The sequence below is a fragment of the Streptomyces sp. NPDC055189 genome (assembly GCF_053606765.1).
This window is the reverse complement of record NZ_JBSGSG010000048.1, coordinates 21,447-40,899: the sequence shown is the minus strand read 5'-3', so window position 1 is coordinate 40,899 and position 19,453 is coordinate 21,447. Positions and strand designations below refer to the sequence as shown.

General features: G+C 70.7%; 14 protein-coding genes and 1 pseudogene. 11 read left to right on the top strand and 4 right to left on the bottom strand.

Features of this window, described 5'->3' with window-relative positions:
* Position 1: 1 nt before the first annotated feature.
* A complete protein-coding gene (gene fdhD, locus ACWFR3_RS28490) occupies positions 2-865 on the top strand; it encodes a formate dehydrogenase accessory sulfurtransferase FdhD (protein WP_453737503.1) in 864 nt (287 codons plus the stop codon).
* Positions 866-944: 79 nt separating this feature from the next.
* Here fdhD and ACWFR3_RS28485 read toward each other — a convergent pair whose 3' ends face one another.
* Positions 945-1,388, bottom strand: a complete 444-nt coding sequence (locus ACWFR3_RS28485; RefSeq protein WP_453737502.1) for a MarR family winged helix-turn-helix transcriptional regulator — start codon at positions 1,386-1,388, stop codon at positions 945-947.
* A gap of 94 nt (positions 1,389-1,482) precedes the next feature.
* Here ACWFR3_RS28485 and ACWFR3_RS28480 point away from each other — a divergent pair.
* The 3 genes and pseudogenes from ACWFR3_RS28480 to ACWFR3_RS28470 all read left to right on the top strand — a co-directional run bounded on the left by ACWFR3_RS28480 (position 1,483) and on the right by ACWFR3_RS28470 (position 5,714).
* Positions 1,483-2,414, top strand: a pseudogene (locus ACWFR3_RS28480) (quinone oxidoreductase family protein).
* 134 nt (positions 2,415-2,548) lie between these two features.
* Positions 2,549-4,447: an exo-alpha-sialidase gene (locus ACWFR3_RS28475; protein WP_453737501.1), complete on the top strand. Its 1,899-nt coding sequence runs from the start codon at positions 2,549-2,551 to the stop codon at positions 4,445-4,447.
* A 10-nt stretch (positions 4,448-4,457) separates the two neighbouring features.
* Entirely contained in the window at positions 4,458-5,714 is a 1,257-nt protein-coding gene (locus ACWFR3_RS28470) for a DUF4185 domain-containing protein (RefSeq protein WP_453737500.1), read from the top strand.
* On the opposite strand, the gene ACWFR3_RS28465 is transcribed toward ACWFR3_RS28470, so the two are convergent.
* The gene (locus tag ACWFR3_RS28465) at positions 5,650-6,696 is read right to left on the bottom strand and encodes a bile acid:sodium symporter family protein (RefSeq protein ID WP_453737499.1); all 1,047 of its coding nucleotides are present in this window, start codon (positions 6,694-6,696) and stop codon (positions 5,650-5,652) included. The two genes, ACWFR3_RS28470 and ACWFR3_RS28465, sit on opposite strands and share 65 nt — an antisense overlap.
* Positions 6,697-6,821: 125 nt before the next feature.
* Here ACWFR3_RS28465 and ACWFR3_RS28460 point away from each other — a divergent pair, with 125 nt between their 5' ends.
* Complete coding sequence (locus ACWFR3_RS28460; protein ID WP_453737498.1) at positions 6,822-7,697, top strand: LysR substrate-binding domain-containing protein; 876 nt, start codon at positions 6,822-6,824, stop codon at positions 7,695-7,697.
* Positions 7,698-7,707: 10 nt separating this feature from the next.
* Here ACWFR3_RS28460 and ACWFR3_RS28455 read toward each other — a convergent pair whose 3' ends face one another.
* On the bottom strand, positions 7,708-8,712 hold the full coding sequence (locus tag ACWFR3_RS28455) for an Lrp/AsnC family transcriptional regulator (RefSeq protein ID WP_453737497.1): 1,005 nt from the start codon (positions 8,710-8,712) through the stop codon (positions 7,708-7,710).
* Between the two features lie 111 nt (positions 8,713-8,823).
* On the opposite strand from ACWFR3_RS28455, the gene ACWFR3_RS28450 reads away from it, so the two are divergent.
* The 5 genes from ACWFR3_RS28450 to ACWFR3_RS28430 all read left to right on the top strand — a co-directional run bounded on the left by ACWFR3_RS28450 (position 8,824) and on the right by ACWFR3_RS28430 (position 17,262).
* Positions 8,824-10,329, top strand: a complete 1,506-nt coding sequence (locus tag ACWFR3_RS28450) for an MFS transporter (protein WP_453737496.1) — start codon at positions 8,824-8,826, stop codon at positions 10,327-10,329.
* Between the two features lie 204 nt (positions 10,330-10,533).
* On the top strand, positions 10,534-12,357 hold the full coding sequence (locus ACWFR3_RS28445; RefSeq protein ID WP_453737495.1) for an AMP-dependent synthetase/ligase: 1,824 nt from the start codon (positions 10,534-10,536) through the stop codon (positions 12,355-12,357).
* Between the two features lie 112 nt (positions 12,358-12,469).
* The gene (locus ACWFR3_RS28440) at positions 12,470-13,732 is read left to right on the top strand and encodes an ABC transporter substrate-binding protein (protein ID WP_453737494.1); all 1,263 of its coding nucleotides are present in this window, start codon (positions 12,470-12,472) and stop codon (positions 13,730-13,732) included.
* A gap of 15 nt (positions 13,733-13,747) precedes the next feature.
* Positions 13,748-16,492 carry an ABC transporter permease subunit gene (locus ACWFR3_RS28435; RefSeq protein WP_453737493.1) on the top strand — a complete coding sequence of 915 codons (2,745 nt, stop codon included), beginning with the start codon at positions 13,748-13,750 and terminating at the stop codon, positions 16,490-16,492.
* Entirely contained in the window at positions 16,489-17,262 is a 774-nt protein-coding gene (locus tag ACWFR3_RS28430) for an ABC transporter ATP-binding protein (protein ID WP_453737492.1), read from the top strand. The genes ACWFR3_RS28435 and ACWFR3_RS28430 overlap by 4 nt, the downstream gene beginning before the upstream one ends.
* Before the next feature lie 12 nt (positions 17,263-17,274).
* On the opposite strand, the gene ACWFR3_RS28425 is transcribed toward ACWFR3_RS28430, so the two are convergent.
* Positions 17,275-18,318, bottom strand: a complete 1,044-nt coding sequence (locus tag ACWFR3_RS28425; RefSeq protein ID WP_453737491.1) for a chitinase — start codon at positions 18,316-18,318, stop codon at positions 17,275-17,277.
* A 343-nt stretch (positions 18,319-18,661) separates the two neighbouring features.
* Between ACWFR3_RS28425 and ACWFR3_RS28420 the strand changes: the two genes are divergently transcribed.
* Positions 18,662-19,453, top strand: coding sequence for an aldo/keto reductase (locus ACWFR3_RS28420; protein ID WP_453737528.1), 792 nt, complete (start codon positions 18,662-18,664; stop codon positions 19,451-19,453).

Genomic DNA, 19,453 nt, shown 5'->3' with positions numbered 1-19,453 from the left:
CATGGGACGAGTCACGGAGCGCCGCCGCGTCATCCGCATCAGGGACGGGGCCGTCAGCGAGCGGCCCGACACCCTCGTGGCGGAGGAACCGCTGGAGATCCGGCTCAACGGCAAGCCGCTGGCCATCACCATGCGCACGCCGGGTGACGACTTCGCGCTCGCGGCGGGCTTCCTGGTGAGCGAGGGGGTGCTCGGCTCGGCGGACGAGCTCCAGTCCATCGTCTACTGCGCCGGGGCCATCGCGGACGGCTCGAACACGTACAACGTGGTCGACGTGAAGACCGCCCCGGGACTCGTCCTGCCCGACATCAACCTCGAACGCAACGTCTACACCACCTCGTCCTGCGGCCTGTGCGGCAAGGCGAGCCTGGACGCGGTCCGTACGACGGCCCGCTGGGCCATCGACGACACGGACGGCGGCGCCGCTGCCCCGATCCGGCTCGGGACCGAGCTGCTCGCGGACCTCCCCGACCGGCTGCGCGCGGCACAGCGGGTCTTCGACCGGACCGGGGGCCTGCACGCGGCGGCGCTGTTCTCCGAGGACGGTGAACTGCTCGACATACGGGAGGACGTGGGCCGGCACAACGCGGTCGACAAGCTCGTCGGGCGGGCCCTCCAGGACGGTCGTCTGCCGCTGTCGCGTGCCGTGCTGCTCGTGTCGGGGCGCGCCTCGTTCGAGCTGGCGCAGAAGGCGGTGATGGCGGGCATTCCGATGCTCGCCGCCGTCTCCGCGCCGTCGTCCCTCGCCGTCGATCTGGCCGCCGAGACGGGCCTGACCCTGGTCGGTTTCCTGCGCGGCTCTTCCATGAACGTGTACGCGGGCGAGCACCGGATCGCCATGGAGGCCGCGGCCTCCCGGGGCTGACCGGCCGCTTCCCGCTGCACGGCGGCGGGACCCCGGCCGGCGGGGAGCGCCCCCTGCGCCGGCGGGGCCCCGCCTCGCCCTACGCCTCCGTGCCCGAGATCCGGGTGAGCAGCGCCAGGAACTGCTCCCGCTCGGCGGCCGAAAGAGGCGCCAGGAGTTCGTCGTTGGCGTGCCGCGCCGCCTCGGCACAGCGGTCCAGGGTCCGCGTGCCCTCCTCCGTGATCGTGATCGCGTTCTTGCGGCGGTCGGCGGGGTCGGGCGCGCGCAGGACGAGTCCGGCCCGTTGCAGGTCGTTGATGACGCCGACCAGGTCCTTGGGGTCGAGCGAGATGCTGCGGCCCAGTGCCGCCTGCGCGACGGGGCCCTGGTCGGCGACGGCGGAGAGCACCACGTGGTGCCACATCTTCATGTCCTCGCCCGCGAGCGCGTCGGCGACGAGGCCGCGGCCACGGGCCGCCGCACGGCCGAGGAGCCAGCTGGGCAGGGTGCGGATACCGCTGGGGGCGGGCGGGGTCGTGGGCATGGACCGAGCCTATCCGAGAATCGTTGGACTTCCCAATGACAGTGTGGATATCGTTGGGGCTCCCAATGATTCCCCTGCGCCTGGAGTGGTGTGCATGCGTCGCGTTCGGTACGAACACAGCGGTGGCCCCGAGGTCCTCTTCACCGAGGACGTGCCCGCGCCCGTGCCGGGACCCGGCGAGCTCCTCGTGCGGGTTGCGGCGGCGGGCGTCACGCTCCCCGTCGTACGCAAGGTCAGCGAGCCCCGCGATCCGATACCGCTCGGCGGGGAGATCGCCGGGGAAGTGGTCTCCACCGGCGACGGTGTGAGCGGGTACGCGCCGGGCGACCGCGTCACCGGGCTCTGTTTCGGGCACGGATACGCCGAGTTCGCGCTGCTCCGCACCACCATGGCGTCGCCCGTCCCGGACGGGGCGAGCGCCGTCGACGCGGTCTCCCTCGTCCGCAGCGGGCTCGTCGCGTACGGCGCGCTCGACGCCGCCCGCCCCGGGCCCGGCGAGGCCGCACTGGTCACCGCGGCGGCCGGCGGGGTGGGCCATCTGGCCCTGCAACTGGCCAAGTTGCGGGGTGCCTCCCGGGTCGTGGGAGCCGTGTCGCGGGCCGGAGCGGCCGGCAAGACCGACTTCCTGTGCTCGCTGGGCGCCGACGAGGTCGTCACGTACGACGCAGAGACCTGGGCGAACCCGTCGACTACGTCCTCGACGCGGTCGGCGGCGAGCTCCTCACCCCCGCGGTGCGGGCGCTCGCGCCGCACGGTCGCCTCGTCGCGTACAGCTCGGGCGGCGGCACCGTCCAGGCGTACGACCTGCTGGTGGGCGCCAAGTCGGTCATCGGCTTCCAGATGGGGCTCGTCGCACGCGAACGGCCCGAGGTGTACGAGGCCTGGCGGCGCGAGCTGTGGCGGCTCTTCGGCGCGGGAGCGCTGCGCCCCGCCGTGCACGCGGAGTTCGCCCTTGAGGACGCGGCGAAGGCGCACGCGGTGATCGGGGCGCGGAGCAACCTCGGGAAAGTGGTCCTGATTCCCTGACGCTGACCAGGCCGCACCCATTCGTGCCACGCACGCTTCTTGTGGGGTGTCGAGCCGTCCCAGTAGCGTCTGTGGCGCGAACGTTGGACGTGGGATGTCAGGATGTCCAGTCACCTCGAAGGGTGGACCGCGCCATGCCATCAGCTCTCCGTGTACGCCTCAGATCCTTGAGCACCGCCGTGGCCGCGCTGGCCGTCGTCGCCGCCGGGGCGCTGCTCCCCGGGCCCTCGGCGCAGGCGGCGCCCGACGCCCGCGCGACGGGATTCGAACAGCAGGTGCTCTTCAAGGCCTCGCAGGATCCCGGATACGCCTGCTACCGCATCCCCGCCGTGGTGAGCACGGTGCAGGGCACGCTCCTCGCCTTCGCCGAGGGGCGGACGAACGACTGCAGTGACGCGGGCGACATAGACATCGTGCTCAAACGGTCGCACGACGGCGGCCGCACCTGGAGTCCGCTCCAGGTCGTGAACGAGGGCGCGGGCGACACGCACGGCAATCCCGCCCCGGTCGTGGACCGCAGGACCGGCCGCATCGTCCTGGCCGAGACGTGGAACACCGGGCGCACGGACGGGCAGAACTGCGCCGTGCCCTGCGACCGCACCCCGCACCTCCAGTACAGCGACGACGACGGCCGCAGCTGGTCGGCGCCGCGCGACCTCAGCGATCAGATCCTGCCCGAGGACTGGAACTCGTGGTACGCCACCGGCCCCGTGCACGGCCTCCAGCTGACCCGCGGCCGGCACGCCGGGCGGCTCGTCTTCACCGCCAACACCGAGACCTGGGACGGCAGCCGGGTCACCGCGAACCACGCGGCGCTGATCGTCAGCGACGACGGCGGCGACAACTGGAAGATCGGCGCCACGGACTCGTACCCGATACCGGCCGACGGCACCTTCCGGCAGAAGCCGTCGGAGATGACCGTCACGGAGCGCCCGGACGGGGCGCTCTACGTCAGCGGGCGCGAGCAGGACGGCACCGATCTGGGGCACCGCACCCACACCATCAGCCGCGACGGAGGCGACAGCTACGTCGCGCCCTTCAAGGCCATCCCCGATCTCCACGCGCCCCAAGTGCAGTGCTCCACGCTCCAGTTCGGCAAGCGCATGCTGCTCGGCTGCCCCGGCGACCCCGACCGGCGCCGCACGATGCAGATCCGCTCCTCGTACGACGGCGGCCGCACCTGGGACAGCGTGGACCGCGGCACGACGGTGACCACGGACTGGTCCGGCTACTCGGACATGGTGCGGGCCGACGGCGAGCACGTGGGCCTGATGTACGAGGGCGGGGCGGTCGACGCCCGCGACGAGATCCGCTTCGCGCGCTTCACCGATGACTGGCTGCAGCCGCGCCGCGGCCCCGACCCGACGACCACCGACCGCGCGCCGCACGCCAAGGGCGCGGCCGTGCTCGGCGGGGCCTCCACGACCGAGGGCCGGTTCGGCGGGGCCATCGCCTTCGACGGCGCGAACGACGCGGTACGCCTGCCCTTCCGCAGGCAACTTCCGCTCGGCGAGAAGGACTTCACGGCATCGCTGTGGTTCCGCTACTCCGCGACCAGCGGCGAGCAGCCACTGCTGTGGATGGGCGGCATCGGCACCAACCAGCCCCAGGTATGGCTGCGCGGCGAACCCGCGAGCAACCGCGTCACGGGCCTGATCACCACACGCGAGGGAGCCACAGCCCCGAAATCCGCGTCCGTGCGCACCACTGGCGCCTACAACGACGGCCAGTGGCACCACATCGCGCTGCGCCGCGGCGGCGGGCAGCTGACGCTGTCCGTCGACGGCACCCGGATCACCACCGCCGACGTGCCGGGCACGGTGACGCGTAACTCCGGGTACGGATTCCACGTCGGCCAACGGGTCGACAGCCGCGCCCACTTCACCGGCGCCATCGACGAAGTGCGGGTCTATGACCGGGCCTTGAGTGATGCGGAGATCACTGATCTCGGCCGGGACGGCGGTTCGAAGGCACCTGTGACGCGGGACACCGTGGCATGGCTCCCCATGGACCACATCCGCCCGAGCAACTAACGTCCGGCAGGTGTCCGCCGACCAAGGTCCACGCGGAGGCCGGAGCGCGCGCAGGACCTGGATCGTCCTGCTGCTCGCCCTGGCCTGTGCGGCCGTGCTCCTCATCGCCCTCCCGGAAGACCGGGAGGGCGGTGACGCATGCGAGGCGCGGACCGTCTCGTCCTGGGCCGCCGACGACAAGGTGACCGGGGCGTTCGCCCGCTACGGCGACGACACGGCGCGGGCCGACGACTGGACCGGCGGCGACGGCACGCATTCGGTGCGCCTGCCGGACGGGCGGCTCCTGTGGCTGTTCTCCGACACCTTCCTCGGCCAGGTGCACGCGCCGCCCAACCCGGCGGGCCAGCCGCACACCTGGCGGGACGCGACCGCTCCCATGGTCCGCAACTCGGCCGTGGTGATGTCGCGTTCGGGCACTCTGCAACGCACCCTGCCCGCCCCGCTCTTCCCGGACCCGGCTCCGCAGCAGTGGCGCTGGCCGGTCGCGGCGAAGGTGGAGCCCCGCTCCCCCGGCTCGTCCGAGGACGTCGTACGCGTCCTGCTGTGGACCCGCGCCACCGGGACGGGCCCGTGGATCTACGGCGTCCCGACCGCCACCGAGGTCGCCACGCTCTCGCTGCCCGATCTGCGCGTCGAGGGCATCGTGAAGGTCTCCGACCAGAGTTCCGTGCCGGAGCCCGACAAGCGCGTCCTGTACGGCACGACGACGGTCGACGACGGCGACTGGACGTACGTCTTCGGCGGCAACGACGGGAAGGCCGCCGCCCGCCCCGCCTCGCACGCCTATGTGGCACGCGTCCCCAAGGGCAGGCTCGCCGAGCCCGGCGCGTGGAGGTACTGGGACGGCGACGACTGGACGGAGTCCGGCACACCGCGCCACGTCCTGGGCGACGGTGAACGCAAGGGTGTGGGCAGCGCGTTCACTGTGGTGCGCGTGAAGGGGACGTACGTCCTGTTCACCATGGCCGCGGGCACCGAGGGCCTGACCAACGTCACCTCGTACTGGGCGTGTTCGCCCACCGGCCCCTGGCACGGCCCCGCGAAGGGCTTCTCGACGCCCCTGCCGAAGGACGGCTCGGCCCAGCAGGACATGGCCGCGTACAACCCCCAGGCCCATCCGGCGCTCAGCGGCAACGGGCGGCTGCTGCTCAGCTACGACGTCAACTGGCTGGACGCGGCGCCTCAGAGCGCGCAGGCGAACGTCAGCCGGAACGTGTCCCTGTACCGACCGCGGTTCGTGTCTCTGCGGCTTGCGACGGCTCGGTGACGCCGACGAAGTCCTCGGGGTCGCGCGAGCGCCGCTTGGCGATCACCGCGCAGACCATCAGCTGCATCTGGTGGAAGAGCATCAGCGGAAGCACGGCGAGCGAGGCCTGGGCCCCGAACAGGACGCTGGCCATGGGCAGTCCGGCCGCCAGGGACTTCTTCGACCCGGCGAACTGGATGGCCACGCGGTCCGCGCGGTCGAAGCCCATCCGCTTGGCCCCGTACCAGGTCAGCGCGAGCATCACGGCGAGCAGCACCGCCTCGACGCCCAGCAGCGCGCCGAGCCGCAGCGGTGTCACCTGGTGCCAGATGCCCTGCACCATGCCCTCGCTGAACGCGGTGTAGACGACGAGCAGGATCGAGCCGCGGTCGACGTAGCCGAGGACCTTCTTGTGGCGTGCGACGAAGCCGCCGATCCACCGGCGCATGAACTGGCCCGCGAGGAAGGGCACGAGGAGCTGAAGGACGATCTTCAGGACCGAGTCCGCGGAGAACCCGCCGCCGCTGTTGCCGAGCAGGGCCGCCGCGAGCAGCGGTGTGACGACGATGCCGGCGAGCGAGGAGAAGGAGCCCGCGCAGATCGCCGCGGGGACGTTGCCGCGCGCCATGGAGGTGAAGGCGATCGACGACTGGATCGTGGAGGGCACGAGCGTCAGGAAGAGGAACCCGCTGTAGAGGGCGGGCGTCAGGACGTACGGGACGAGGCCCTTGGCCGCGAGCCCGAGCAGCGGGAAGACGAGGAACGTACAGGCAAGGACGGTGACGTGCAGCCGCCAGTGCTTGAGTCCGTCCAGGGCCTCGCGGGTGGAGAGCCGCACCCCGTAGAGGAAGAAGAGGAACGCGACGGCCGCGGTGGACGCCCCGCCCGCGATGTCGGCGCCGACGCCGCGCGCGGGCAGCAGCGCGGCGACACCTACTGTGCCGAGCAACGCCAGGATGTAGGGGTCGATCGGCATCCAGGAGGGCCAGCTCGGGCGTTTCACTTCGCTCCATCGGTTCGGTTCACATCGTGCCCTCTCGATGATCCTCCTGATCACCGCAATCGGGAATCCCGGATACCGCTCTGACTGTCATCACGTTCCGCGATAGCCGCGTTAGCCTGGTGACCATGTACGACCCCGCCCAGCTCCGTACGTTCCTCGCCGTGGCCCAGACGCTGAGCTTCACTCAGGCCGCCCGCCGCCTGGGCCTTCGCCAGTCCACGGTGAGCCAGCACGTGCGCCGCCTGGAGGACGCCACCGGACGCCAGCTCTTCGCGCGCGACACGCACTCGGTGGAGTTGACCGAGGACGGCGAGGCGATGCTCGGCTTCGCACGGCGGATCCTGGAGGTGCACGAGCAGGCGTCGGCGTTCTTCACCGGGACGCGGCTCGGCGGGCGGCTGCGGTTCGGGGCGTCGGAGGACTTCGTCCTGACCCGCCTCACCGACATCCTGGAGTCGTTCCGGCACGACCACCCGGACGTCGATCTGGAGCTGACGGTCGAACTGTCCGGCACGCTGCACGAGAAGCTGGACGCGGGCAAGCTCGATCTCGTCCTGGCCAAGCGGCGCCCGGAGGATCCGCGCGGCGAACTGGTCTGGCACGACGAGCTCGTCTGGATCGGCGCCGAGCGGCTGCGCCTGGACCCCGAGAAGCCGGTGCCGCTCATCGTGTTCCCGCCGCCGGGCATCTCCCGCGCGCTCGCCCTGGAGGCCCTGGAGCGGCGGGGCCGCGCCTGGCGGATCGCCTGCACGAGCGGCAGCCTGAACGGCCTGGTCGCCGCGGCCCGCGCCGGGCTCGGCGTGATGGCGCACTCCCACGGCCTGATCCCGCCGGGCCTGGTCCGTGTCCCGGAGCGGGCGGGGCTTCCGGAGCTCGGCGCGGTCGACTTCGTGCTCCTGCACGGGGAGCGGCGGGCCTCGGCGCAGGGCGCGGCGGACGCGCTCGCCGCGTCGATCCTGGCGGGCGGCGACCGGCTGCACCGGCGGCGTCAGCGGCGGTAGGGCCAGTCCGTCAGCGGGGGTAGGGCCGGTAGGTGAGCTGTTTGACGCGGCGCATGAACGGCGCGCTCTCGACGTGCTGGACGCCGTCGAGTTGGCCGAGTCGCCCGCTGAGGTAGGCGTAGAGCGCCGGGATGTCGCGGGTCACGGCCGTGGCCATGATGTTCGAGGGTCCCGCGACGGCGCTCGCGTGGGCGATCTCGGCGTGCGAGGCCAGCGCCCTGCCCACCGATTCCAGGGCCCATGGGGCGGTGGTGATCCAGAGCATCGCCCCGACGTGCCGGTCGATGAGGGTGTTGGCGTACTCGATGTCGATGTAGATCGCGCCGGAGGCGAGGAGAGCGCCGAGGCGGCGCTTGACCGCGGATTCCGATCGGCCGGTGGCCCGCTGGAGCTCCGGGTAGGTCGCGCGGCCGTCCTCTTCGAGCGCGGCGACGAGCGGCTCGTCCTCGGGCTCGATGCGCGGGGGTCCGTCGGCGCGGACGGCGGTCGCGGCGGGGCGCAGGGCCGCGATCTCCTCGTCGGTGAGCGGGCCGTGCTTGATCAGCCAGCCGTCGGGGCCGCCGAAGAAGCGGTGCAGGACCTGCTGGGCGTGGATGTCGATGATGTGCGGGGTGCGCGGGAGCTTGCCGAGCAACAGGTCGTCCTGGTCGGAGCGGGTGCGGGGCCGGGTGCAGCAGACGACCTCGGTGCCGCCGGAGGTGAGGCCGATCCACGCGGTGTCGGGGCGGCGTGCCAGGGCGCTCGCGATGGCCTCGGCGCCGTCGGGGGCGCAGCGAAGGCGCAGCATCCACTGGTCGAGGCCGAGCCTCCCGTGGTCCCGGACGGCGACGATGCGCAGGCTGCCGTCGGAGACGAGCCTGCGATAACGCCGTGCCACGGTCTGATCGGAGACACCGAGGACGGCGGCGATCTTGCTGAAGGGCGCGCGTCCGTCGATCTCGAGCGCCTGGAGGAGCCTGACGTCCAGCGAGTCCTGCGTGATCGGGATGGCGGATTCCGCTACTGCGATGCCCATCGGTGTCGGATTCCTTCGTTGTTGCGCGGCTGATGATTTCGATCGTCCGGTCGGCCTCCATCGTACGAGGGTCGTACGAGGGTCGTACGAAACCCACGAGGGGACTGGAAGATGCGTACATGGGGGCCGCTCACAGCGGTATGCCTGGGGACGTTCATGCTGCTGCTGGACGTGACCATCGTGGTCGTGGCACTGCCCGACATGGCGAGGGCGCTCGACGCCTCGCTGAGCGATCTGCAGTGGGTGATCGACGGCTACGCGCTCGCGCTCGCCGCGCTGCTGCTCGGGGTCGGGGCCGCGGCGGACGTGCTCGGCCGGCGGCGGCTGAACGTGGTGGGCACCGCGCTCTTCGCGCTCGCCTCGCTCGGCTGCGGGCTCGCCACGAACGCGGAGGTCCTGGTGGCCGCCCGCGCCCTGCAGGGACTCGGCGCCGCGGCGATGTTCGCGACGACGCTGCCGCTGCTCGGCGCCGCCTACCAGGGGCGGGACCGGTCGGTCGCGCTCGGCGTCTGGGGCGCGGTCAGCGGGGCCGCGGCGGCGATGGGGCCGATCGTGGGCGGGCTGCTCACCGAGGGTCCCGGCTGGCGGTGGATCTTCTTCGTGAACCTGCCGGTGAGCGTCGCCTCGATGTGGCTGACGCTGCGCGTGGTGCCCGAGTCGAAGGGGCATGCGGGCCGGCGGGTCGACTGGGCGGGCACGGTGACGTTCGCGCTCTTCGCGGGCGCGCTGACGTACGGGGTGGTGCGGGCCGGGTCGGAGGGCTGGACGTCGGCGCCCACCGTGGTGACCCTCGCGGTCGCGGTGCTGGCGCTCGCCGCCTTCGTGGCCGTCGAACGCCGTGTCGCGCACCCGCTGCTCGACCTGAAGCTCCTTCGGATGCCCGCCTTCACGGGCGTCCTGGTCGGCGCGATCGGCTACAACGCGGCCGCGTTCGGCCTGATGCCCTACCTCTCGATCTGGCTGCAGACCGTGCTCGGCATGAGTCCGGTGACCGGCAGCCTCGTCATGCTGCCGCTGGCCGCGACGTCGTTCGTGGTGGCCGCGATCGGCGGACGGCTCCTTCACGGGGTGCCCGCGCGGCTGACCATCGGCGTGGGTCTGCTCCTGATCGGCGCGGGCGGAGTCGCCCTCGCGGTGCTCGACGCCGGATCGTCCTGGGGCGCGCTCGTGCCCGGGCTCACGCTCGCGGGCGTCGGCACGGGCCTGGTCTCGCCGGCGCTCGGAGGTGCGGCACTGGCTTCGGTCCCGCCGGCGAACGCGGGGATGGCGGGCGGCGCGGTCAACACCTTCCGCCAGCTCGGGTACGCGCTCGGCGTCGCCGTCTTCGGCACGGTGCTGACCTCGCGCATGCAGGACACGCTCGGCCATGACGCGGCTCACACCGTCGCGGGCGGCGGTGCGGCTGCCATGCGTGGCACGCTTTCCGATCATGCCGTGCGGACGGCGTTCGCCTCCGGCCTGAACTCCTCGGCGGTCGTCGCGGGCGTGGTGGGCCTGGCGGCCGGAGCGGCGGTCCTGATCATGGTGCGGTCGGCCCGCGCGGCGTCCGGCGGCACACCGGAGGCGAAGATTCCGGCACCTTCGGAGTGGGTCCCCGCGAGCCAGTCACAGCCGTAACCGCTGCGTACAGATTCGGTGGAGATTACGCCACCGAAACTTACTGAACCGTAAGTATTCTGTCCCGCCGATCCCCTTGTGGCCGGATTTACCCGTGTGACCAGCGTGAATGGTACGTACCGAGGGGTCGGTCACCCCTCTCCCGCCGGGCTCCGCGGTGGGGTACCGTCACCGGCGCTGTGCGGAGCGCCACAAGGAGCATCATTGCGCGAGTTCACGAACCCTCCGATGGCGTCGGCGCCGCTGGTGGGCGGCCTTGCCGACGTCGTGTTCGACCATGCCCTCGCGGATCCGCTCCATATCGCCTTCGGCCGCAAGACGGACGGCGAGTGGCGCGACGTCACATCGGCCGAATTCCGCGACCAGGTGATGTCGCTGGCCAAGGGGCTGCTCGCCCAGGGCGTGCGCTTCGGTGACCGCGTGGCCATCATGTGCCGCACCCGCTACGAGTGGACGCTCTTCGACTACGCGCTCTGGACGGTCGGCGCCCAGGTGGTGCCGGTCTACCCCACCTCGTCGGCCGAGCAGGTCTTCTGGATGCTGCACGACGCGCAGGTGTCGGCGGCCATGGTCGAGCACGAGGACCACGCGATGACGATCGGCTCGGTGATCGACCGGCTGCCGCAGCTGCGCAGGCTGTGGCAGCTGGACGCCGACGCCGTGGACGAGCTGTACCGCGCCGGCCAGGACGTGGACGACGAGGTGGTCAACCGCCACCGGCGCGCCGTCACGCCCGACTCGATCGCCACGATCATCTACACCTCGGGCACCACGGGCCGCCCCAAGGGCTGTCTGATCTCCCACGCGAACTTCATGTTCGAGGCGGAGACGGTCATCCAGCGCTGGGAGCCGGTCTTCCACTCCCGGCGCGGCGACGAGGCGACGACGCTGCTCTTCCTGCCCCTTGCGCACGTCTTCGGGCGCATGGTGCAGATCGCGGCGGTGAGCGGCGGGGTCAAGCTGGGTCACCAGCCGAGCCTGAACGCGGCGGCGCTCATCCCCGACCTCGCGGCGTTCCGCCCGTCCTTCATCCTGGCCGTGCCCTACATCTTCGAGAAGGTCTTCAACGCGGCGCGGCGCAAGGCCGAGAAGGACGGCAAGACGGGCCCCTTCGACAAGGCCGTGGAGTGCGCCGTGCGGTACGCGGACGCGATGGAGGCCAAGGCCTTCGGCACCGGCCCCGGACCCTCCGCCGCCCTGCGCATGCAGCACTCGCTCTTCGAGAAGCTCGTCTACGCCAAGGTCCGCGAGGCCATGGGCGGCCGCGTGCGCCACGCGATGTCCGGCGGCTCCGGCATGGACCGGCGCCTGGGCCTGTTCTTCTCGGGCGCGGGCGTGGAGATCTACGAGGGGTACGGCCTGACGGAGTCGACCGCGGCGGCCACCGCCAACCCGCCCGAGCGCACCCGCTACGGCACGGTCGGCCAGGCCATCCCCGGCACCACCGTGTACATCGCGGACGACGGCGAGATCTGGCTGAACGGCGGCAACGTCTTCCAGGGCTACCTCAACGACCCCAAGGCCACCGACGCGACCCTGCACGAGGGCTGGCTCGCCACCGGCGACCTGGGCGCGCTCGACGAGGACGGCTACCTCACGATCACCGGGCGCAAGAAGGAGATCCTGGTGACCTCCGGCGGCAAGAGCGTCTCGCCGGGCCAGCTGGAGGAGCGGGTGCGCGACCATCCGCTGGTCGCGCAGTGCATCGTGGTGGGCAACGACCGGCCCTACATCGCGGCGCTCGTCACGCTGGACGGCGAGGCCGTCGAGCACTGGCTGACCATGCGCCGCAAGCCGTCGATGCCCCCGAACGACCTGGTGCGCGACCCGGATCTGGAGACCGAGGTGCGCCGGGCCGTGGTGGCCGCCAACACGCTCGTCTCCCAGGCGGAGTCGATTCGTACGTTCCGGATACTGGCCCACCAGTTCTCGGAGGAGCACGGGTTGCTCACGCCTTCGCTGAAGCTGAAGCGCAAGGCGATCGAGACGGCCTATTCGGCGGAGGTCGAAGCTCTGTACCGGTCGTGAGGCACGCGACGGCGGGTTTCTGACGGTTCATCAATTTCCGCCGCGCCGGTTATTGACGGTTCATCAGGTCCCGCACAGAATCAGCCCCACTTCGACGGAGAGGGCTCGACTCGTGTCGCGATCGATCCGCACCATCACCGCCACCGTGGCCGCACTGCTGCTCGCCACCGCCTGCAACTCCGCCTCCAACAGCAGCGGTTCGGGCGACGGCGACAAGGCGGGCGGTTCCGTACGCGGAGTGACCGCCGACTCCATCAAGGTCGGCGGCATCGTCTCCATGACGACCGCGAGCGGCTACAGCAAGAAGGACACCGACCTCGGGGCCAAGGCCCGCTTCGAGCGCGCGAACGCCGAAGGCGGCGTCCACGGACGGAAGGTCGACTACCTGGGTGCGGAGGACGACGGCCAGGACCCCGGCAAGAATCTCGCGGCGGCACGCAAACTCGTCCAGCAGGACAAGGTGTTCGCCATCGCGCCGATGAGTTCGGTCACCTTCTCCGGATCCGACTTCCTCCAGAAGCAGAAGGTCCCGACCTTCGGCTGGGGCACCATCCCGCCGTTCTGCGGACCGAGTTACATGTACGGCTACGGCGGCTGCATGGTGCCGATGCCGGGCGGCACCATCACGCAGAGCTGGCCCGAGGGCCTGAAGAAGGTGACGGACGGCTCGAAGGGCAAGTCCGTCGCGATCCTCGCCAATGACAACGACGCGGGCACCTTCGCCATCCGCACCTACAAGCAGAGCTTCGCCGCCGCCGGTTACGAGGTCACGTACGCCAAGTCGACCGTCCCCGCGACCTCCGTGCCGAGCGACTGGTCGGCGTACACGAAGGAGATCCTGCGCTCCGACGGCGGCAAGGCGCCGGACGTCGTTGTCTCCGTGATGCAGACCCCGTACAACATCGGCCTGTTCACGGCCGTCAAGCGCTCCGGGTTCAAGGGCGTGATCACCGACCCGACCGACTACGACCCGGGTCTGCTCGCCAAGAGCGCGACGAAGAAGGCGCTCGACGGCGTGCACATCCTCCTTGCCTTCCAGCCGTTCGAGCAGAACACCGCGGCGATGAAGCAGTTCAAGGCCGACATCAGGAAGACGGCGGGCGAGGACGTGCCGCTCAACATGCACATGATGACCGGCTACATGTCCGCCGACCTCTTCCTCGCCGTCGCCGGTGAGGCGGGCAAGGAGCTGACCGTCGACTCCTTCCAGCAGGCGGCGAACGGCTTCTCCGACAAGGACACGATGGTCGGCGACCGCAGCCTGCCCAAGGGCCAGAAGGAGTCGTTCGGCTGCGGCGCGCTCGTACAGCTGAAGGACGGGAAGTACTCGGTCTCCGCGCCCTTCAAGTGCTACGAACCCATCCCCTTCAAGTAGAAGGGCGGGGCAGCCATGTCCGACCTGCTGGGATTCGTGCTGAGCGGTCTCGTCTCCGGCGCCCTGTACGCGCTGCTCGCGACCGGCCTCGTCCTGTCCTACTCCGCGTCCGGCCTCTTCAACTTCGCGCACGGCGCGACCGCCTACCTCTGCGCGCTCGCCTTCTACGAACTCCACTCCGGCTTCGGCTGGCCCGCCGTCCCGACGGCGCTCCTGCTCGTCTGTGTCGTGGCCCCCGCGCTCGGCTGGGGCCTCGACCGGCTGATGTTCCGCAAGCTGGCGCGGGTCGGCGAGACCGCGCAGATCGTGGCGACGATCGGACTGCTCGTCGCGCTGCCCGCGCTCGGCCTGTGGACGGTGGAGCTCCTGGAGGATGCGGGAGCACCCGTCAAACCGGCCGAGAACCAGTTCGGACTGCCGGGCGTCGGGCCGAGTCCCGCCGAGAACTGGCAGCTCATGGACGGCGTCGGCATCGACTCGGACCAGCTGATCACATGGGTCGCGACGGCCGTGGTCGCGATCGGCCTGTGGGTCCTGATGCGGCACACACCGCTGGGGCTCCGGCTGCGGGCCGCGGTGGACAACCGCTCGCTCGTGGAGCTGCGGGGCATGAGCGCGGACCGGCTCTCGTCGGTGGCCTGGATGCTGTCGTCGGGCCTCGCGGGCCTGGCGGGAGTCCTTGCGACTCCCTTGCTCGGGTTGTCATCACACGACTTCACCCTCTTCCTGTTCGTGTCGGCCACCGCCGCCGTGCTCGGTCGCTTCATGTCGATTCCGCTGGCGTTCGCGGGCGGGCTCGGTCTGGGTGTCCTGCAGAATCTGGTCGCCGGGTACGCGGATTTCGCGGAGAAGATCACCGGATTCCGTACGGCGGTCCCGTTCCTGATCCTCTTCGCCGGGCTGCTCGTGATGACGCGGCGGCAGCGGACCGCGGGCACGGCGGCGGTGGACGCGCCGCCGATCGACTATCTCGCCGGGAAGTCGTGGCTGCGCAGGTGGGGCCCGTGGGCGGCGGCCGGCATCCTGCTGGCTCTGTCCTTCTACACGGTGACCACACCTTTCTGGAGCGGCATCCTCGCGCAGGGGCTCGCGATCTCCCTCGTCTTCATCTCCTTCACGGTGGTGACGGGGCTCGGCGCGATGGTGTCCCTGGCGCAGGCGACGTTCGTGACGGGCGCGGCTCTCGTGGCGGGGCTGCTGATGAGCCACGGGTGGCCGTTCATCGCTGCCGCGCTGGTGGGTACGTGCGGGGCGGCGGTGCTCGGCGCCCTTGTCGCACTGCCGGCGCTGCGTCTCGGCGGCCGGTCCCTTGCCCTGGCCACGCTCGCCCTGGCCTTCCTCGCCGATCAAGTCCTGTTCCAGATGGGCTGGTTGAGGAACGGCGACACCGGGTGGGAGATCCCGCGCGCCGTCTTCGGCCCCGTCGACCTGAGCGACGACCGGGCGATGGGCGTGGCGATGGTCGTCCTGGTGGCGGTGGCCGTGGCCGCGCTCAGCGCGCTGCGGGGGTCGGCGACGGGACGGGCGATGCTGGCGGTGCGGTCCGCTCCGGCGGCGGCGATGGCGTCCGGAGTCTCGGTGATCCGGACGAAACTGCTGCTCTTCACCCTGTCGGCGGGGCTCGCCGGGTTCGGCGGCGTGATGTACGCGTCGTTCAACACCCGCATCACCGCCACGGACTTCACCGCGATGACGGGTCTGGTGTGGCTGGCGGTGGTGGTGGCCGCGGGGGTGCGGAGGCCGCAGTTCGCGGTGGTGGCGGGCCTCGTCTTCGCGATCGTGCCGCATCTGATCGCGGATTACGTGACGGAGTCGGTGCAGTTGCCGGTCATTCTGTTCGGGTTGGCGGGACTTGCGCTGGCCAATGATCCTGACGGGTACTGCGCGGCGGTTTCGGTGCGGTTGCATCGGCGGCGCGTGGCGGGGGTTTCAGCCCGTCCGGCACTTGAGGACGAACTCGGCGAAGCCGGTGATGACGGCCACCAAGGCCCCCGCGCCGGCGGGTTTTCGGGAAGGGGTGGGCTTGGGGAAGAATCCCCGGCCTCCCTCGCCCTACGCAACGTCCACGCAGGCTACGACGGCACCCCCGTACTCCACGGAGTGACCCTCACCGTCCACCCCGGCGAAATCGTCGCCCTCCTCGGCCCCAACGGGGCAGGCAAGTCCACGACATGCCGAGTCGCGGCAGGACTGATCACCCCCGCCAAGGGGGAGATCCACATCGCCGGGGCGGACGCCACCCGCACCGGCCCCGTCCCCCGCTCCAGAGCGGGAATCGTCCTCGCCCCCGAAGGCCGCGGCATCTTCCCCTCCCTCACCATCGAGGAGAACCTCGCCCTGCACCTCCCGGAGGAAGACGCCCGCGATGCCGTGTACGCCCGCTTCCCCGGCCTGGCCGCACGGCGCAAGGTCACCGCGGGCTCCCTCTCCGGGGGAGAACAGCAGATGCTCGCCCTCGCACCCCTCCTCCAGCACCCTCCGAAGGTACTGATCGCGGACGAACCGTCCCTCGGCCTCGCACCCCGCGTGGTCGACGAGGTCTTCCGCCTCCTCGCCGAACTCCGCGACGCGGGGACGGGGTTGCTTCTGGTGGAGGAGAAGGCCGCCGAGATCCTCGGCATCGCCGACACCGTCGCCTACCTCGCACAGGGCCGGGTCTCCTGGTGCGGCCCGCGCTCCGAGGTGCGGGCGGACCAGCTGACCGAGGCCTATCTGGGCATCGCGGCGCAGGGCCACACCGAAGGAGCGGGCAAGCCATGAGCGACGTACTCGAAGCCCGCGGCATCACGGTCCGCTTCGGCGGCATCCATGCCCTCACCGACGTGGACCTGAGCCTGCGCCCCGGCGAGGTCTGCGGCCTCATCGGTCCCAACGGGGCGGGAAAGACGACGCTGTTCGACGTCGTCTCCGGTATCCGCCGCCCCGACCGGGGCCGCGTCCTGCTCGACGGCACCGACATCACCCGCCGCTCCCCCGTCTGGCGCGCCCGGCACGGCATGCGCCGCACCTTCCAGCGCCAGCAGCTCTTCGGGCAGCTCACGGTCGCCGACAACCTGCTCGTCGCGCAGGAGTGGCGGGGCGGCGGTGGCGGTTTCGCCGCCGATCTCCTCTCGGCACCCACCCGGCACACGCACGAGAAGAAGCGACGGGAGCGCGCCTCAACAGTCCTGCATGAGTGCGGACTTGATGCGCTGGCCGACGACTACGCGGCCGCACTCCCCGTCGGTCGGGCCCGCATGGTGGAACTGGCGCGCGCGGTGGCGGACCCACCCGGAGTGCTGCTCCTGGACGAGCCCGCCTCCGGAATGACGGCCGGCGAGCGAGGCCACCTGTCAACCGTCATCCGGCATCTCGCGACCGAGGAGAACTGCGCCGTACTCCTCGTCGAACACAACGTCGCCTTCGTGATGGAGCTCTGCGCCCGCGTAATGGTCCTCGACCTGGGGCACGTCCTGGCCGAGGGCACGGCGGCCGAGGTACGCGCGGACCCCCGGGTGCGGGACGCCTACCTCGGAACCACCGCGGCCTAGCGGCCGACGACCTCAACCTCCGTACTGGGCAACAATCTTGGTGAAGTCGTACGGTGCCTGCGACACGCCGCTGCACGAGTCACCGGCGCTGCCGCCCGACGAGCAGTCACGGTCGCGGTTGACGGCCCAGAAGGAGAACCGCGCGATGTGGTGCTGCTGTGCGTAGGCGAGGATCTTCTTGAAGTCGTTCGTGGTGACGGTCTCGCCCGCCACATCGGTCTTGCCGTTCATCGAGGAGACGCCGATGCGCTTGTACGCGTCGGCGTCGCTGTAGCCGTAGGCGCTCTTGACCGCGCCCTTCAGGCCTTCCAGTGCGCTGACCGAGGCATCGCCCATGGAACCGCTGTGGCTGCCGAAGTCGAACGGCATGATCACCCAGGCGTTGTTGTCGAGACCGGCCGCCGCGCCGCGCTTGATCAGGTCCTTGCCGGTGGCGTCGGGACCGCTCGGGGTCGTGCCCATGGTCACATACGTGACGATCCCCGGATTCTTCTGCTTCACGATCTTGAGGGCGTCGACCACGCGCTGGCGCACGGTCGCGTTGCTGAACTCGGTGTCCTCGATGTCGATGTCGAACGCCTTGAGCTTGTAGGCGTCGATGACCTTCTGGTACGCCCCGGCGAGTGCGGTGGCGCTGCCGCACTTCTCGCCGAGCTTGGCTCCGCTCCAGCCGCCGACGGAGACGACGATGTCGCCGCCGGCGCCGCGTATGGACTTGATGGCGGACTCGTCGGAGCCGCCCTTGAGCGGGCGGCTGCCGTCCCAGGCCGGGTTGCAGCCGCCGTCGGACAGGATGAAGGCGAGCGTGAACCACTTGACGCCGGTCGCGGCCATCACGTCGCTGGGCTTCTGCGGGCTGCCCCAGCCGAGGTACTCGTACGGGGCCGCGTGGATGGTGCCGGACGCCTTGGCCGTCGCCGCTGCCGGCGCCTTCGCCTCCGTGGGCGCGGCCGACGACTGGGCCGCCAGGGCGAGGGACGCCGTCGCCGCGAGGACTCCGGCCGCGGTCAGTGCGGTGGCTGTTCTGCGGGGGGACGTGCGGGGGGTGTGTGACATGGGGGGTGTGCTCTCCTTTGCGTTGTCAGGAAAGGTTCCTAACGATCCGAAGACGCGGGAGCCCCCTGGTGAGGGGGTAAAGCAGGGTGCCGTGAAGAGTTCACCGGGCGTTCACATGAGTGTTCTGCGTTCAGCGGCGTGCAATAGAGTCGCGGCATGACGGAACGCGGTCAATGGTGCGGACCAAATTGACGACCGGACTTCACTCGCAAGTGGTCCACGCAGGTGGTCATGGAATGCAGCACCGCACCTGATCGTTGACCATGGGAGTACCACCCGACGACTTAAGGATCGAAAGCTCGTGAGCAAGGTCCCCCCGATCATCCTGAACAATGGCGTCGAGATGCCGCAGCTCGGTTTCGGCGTCTGGCAAGTCCCGGACGACGAGGCCGAGACCGCCGTCGCGACGGCGCTGGAGGCCGGGTATCGCAGCATCGACACCGCGGCCGTTTACGGCAACGAAGAGGGCACCGGCAGGGCCATCGCCGCTTCCGGCATCGCCCGTGACGACCTCTTCGTCACGACGAAGCTCTGGAACAACGACCAGGGCTACGATTCGACGCTCCGCGCCTTCGACACGTCCCTGGAGAAGCTCGGCCTCGACCATGTGGACCTGTACCTGATCCACTGGCCGCTGCCCTCCAAGAACCTGGCCGTGGACACGTACAAGGCGTTCGAGAAGATTCACGCGGACGGCCGCGCGAAGGCCATCGGCGTCTCGAACTTCCTGCCCGAGCACCTGGAGCGCCTTCTCGGCGAGACGTCGGTCGTCCCGGCGGTCAACCAGATCGAGCTCCACCCGCACCTCCAGCAGCGCGCCGCCCGCGAGTTCCACGCGGAGCAGGGCATCACCACGGAAGCCTGGTCCCCGCTCGGCCAGGGCAAGGGTCTGCTCGAGGTCCCGGCGATCGTCGCGATCGCCCAGAAGCACGGACGTACGCCCGCTCAGGTCGTCCTGCGCTGGCACATCCAGCTGGGCAACGTAGTGATCCCCAAGTCCGTGACCCCGTCGCGGATCAAGGAGAACATCGACGTCTTCGGCTTCGAGCTGGACCCCGAGGACATCTCGGCGATCAGCGCCCTGAACGAGGACCGCCGCCTGGGTCCGGACCCGGCCTCGTTCGACGTGGTCTGA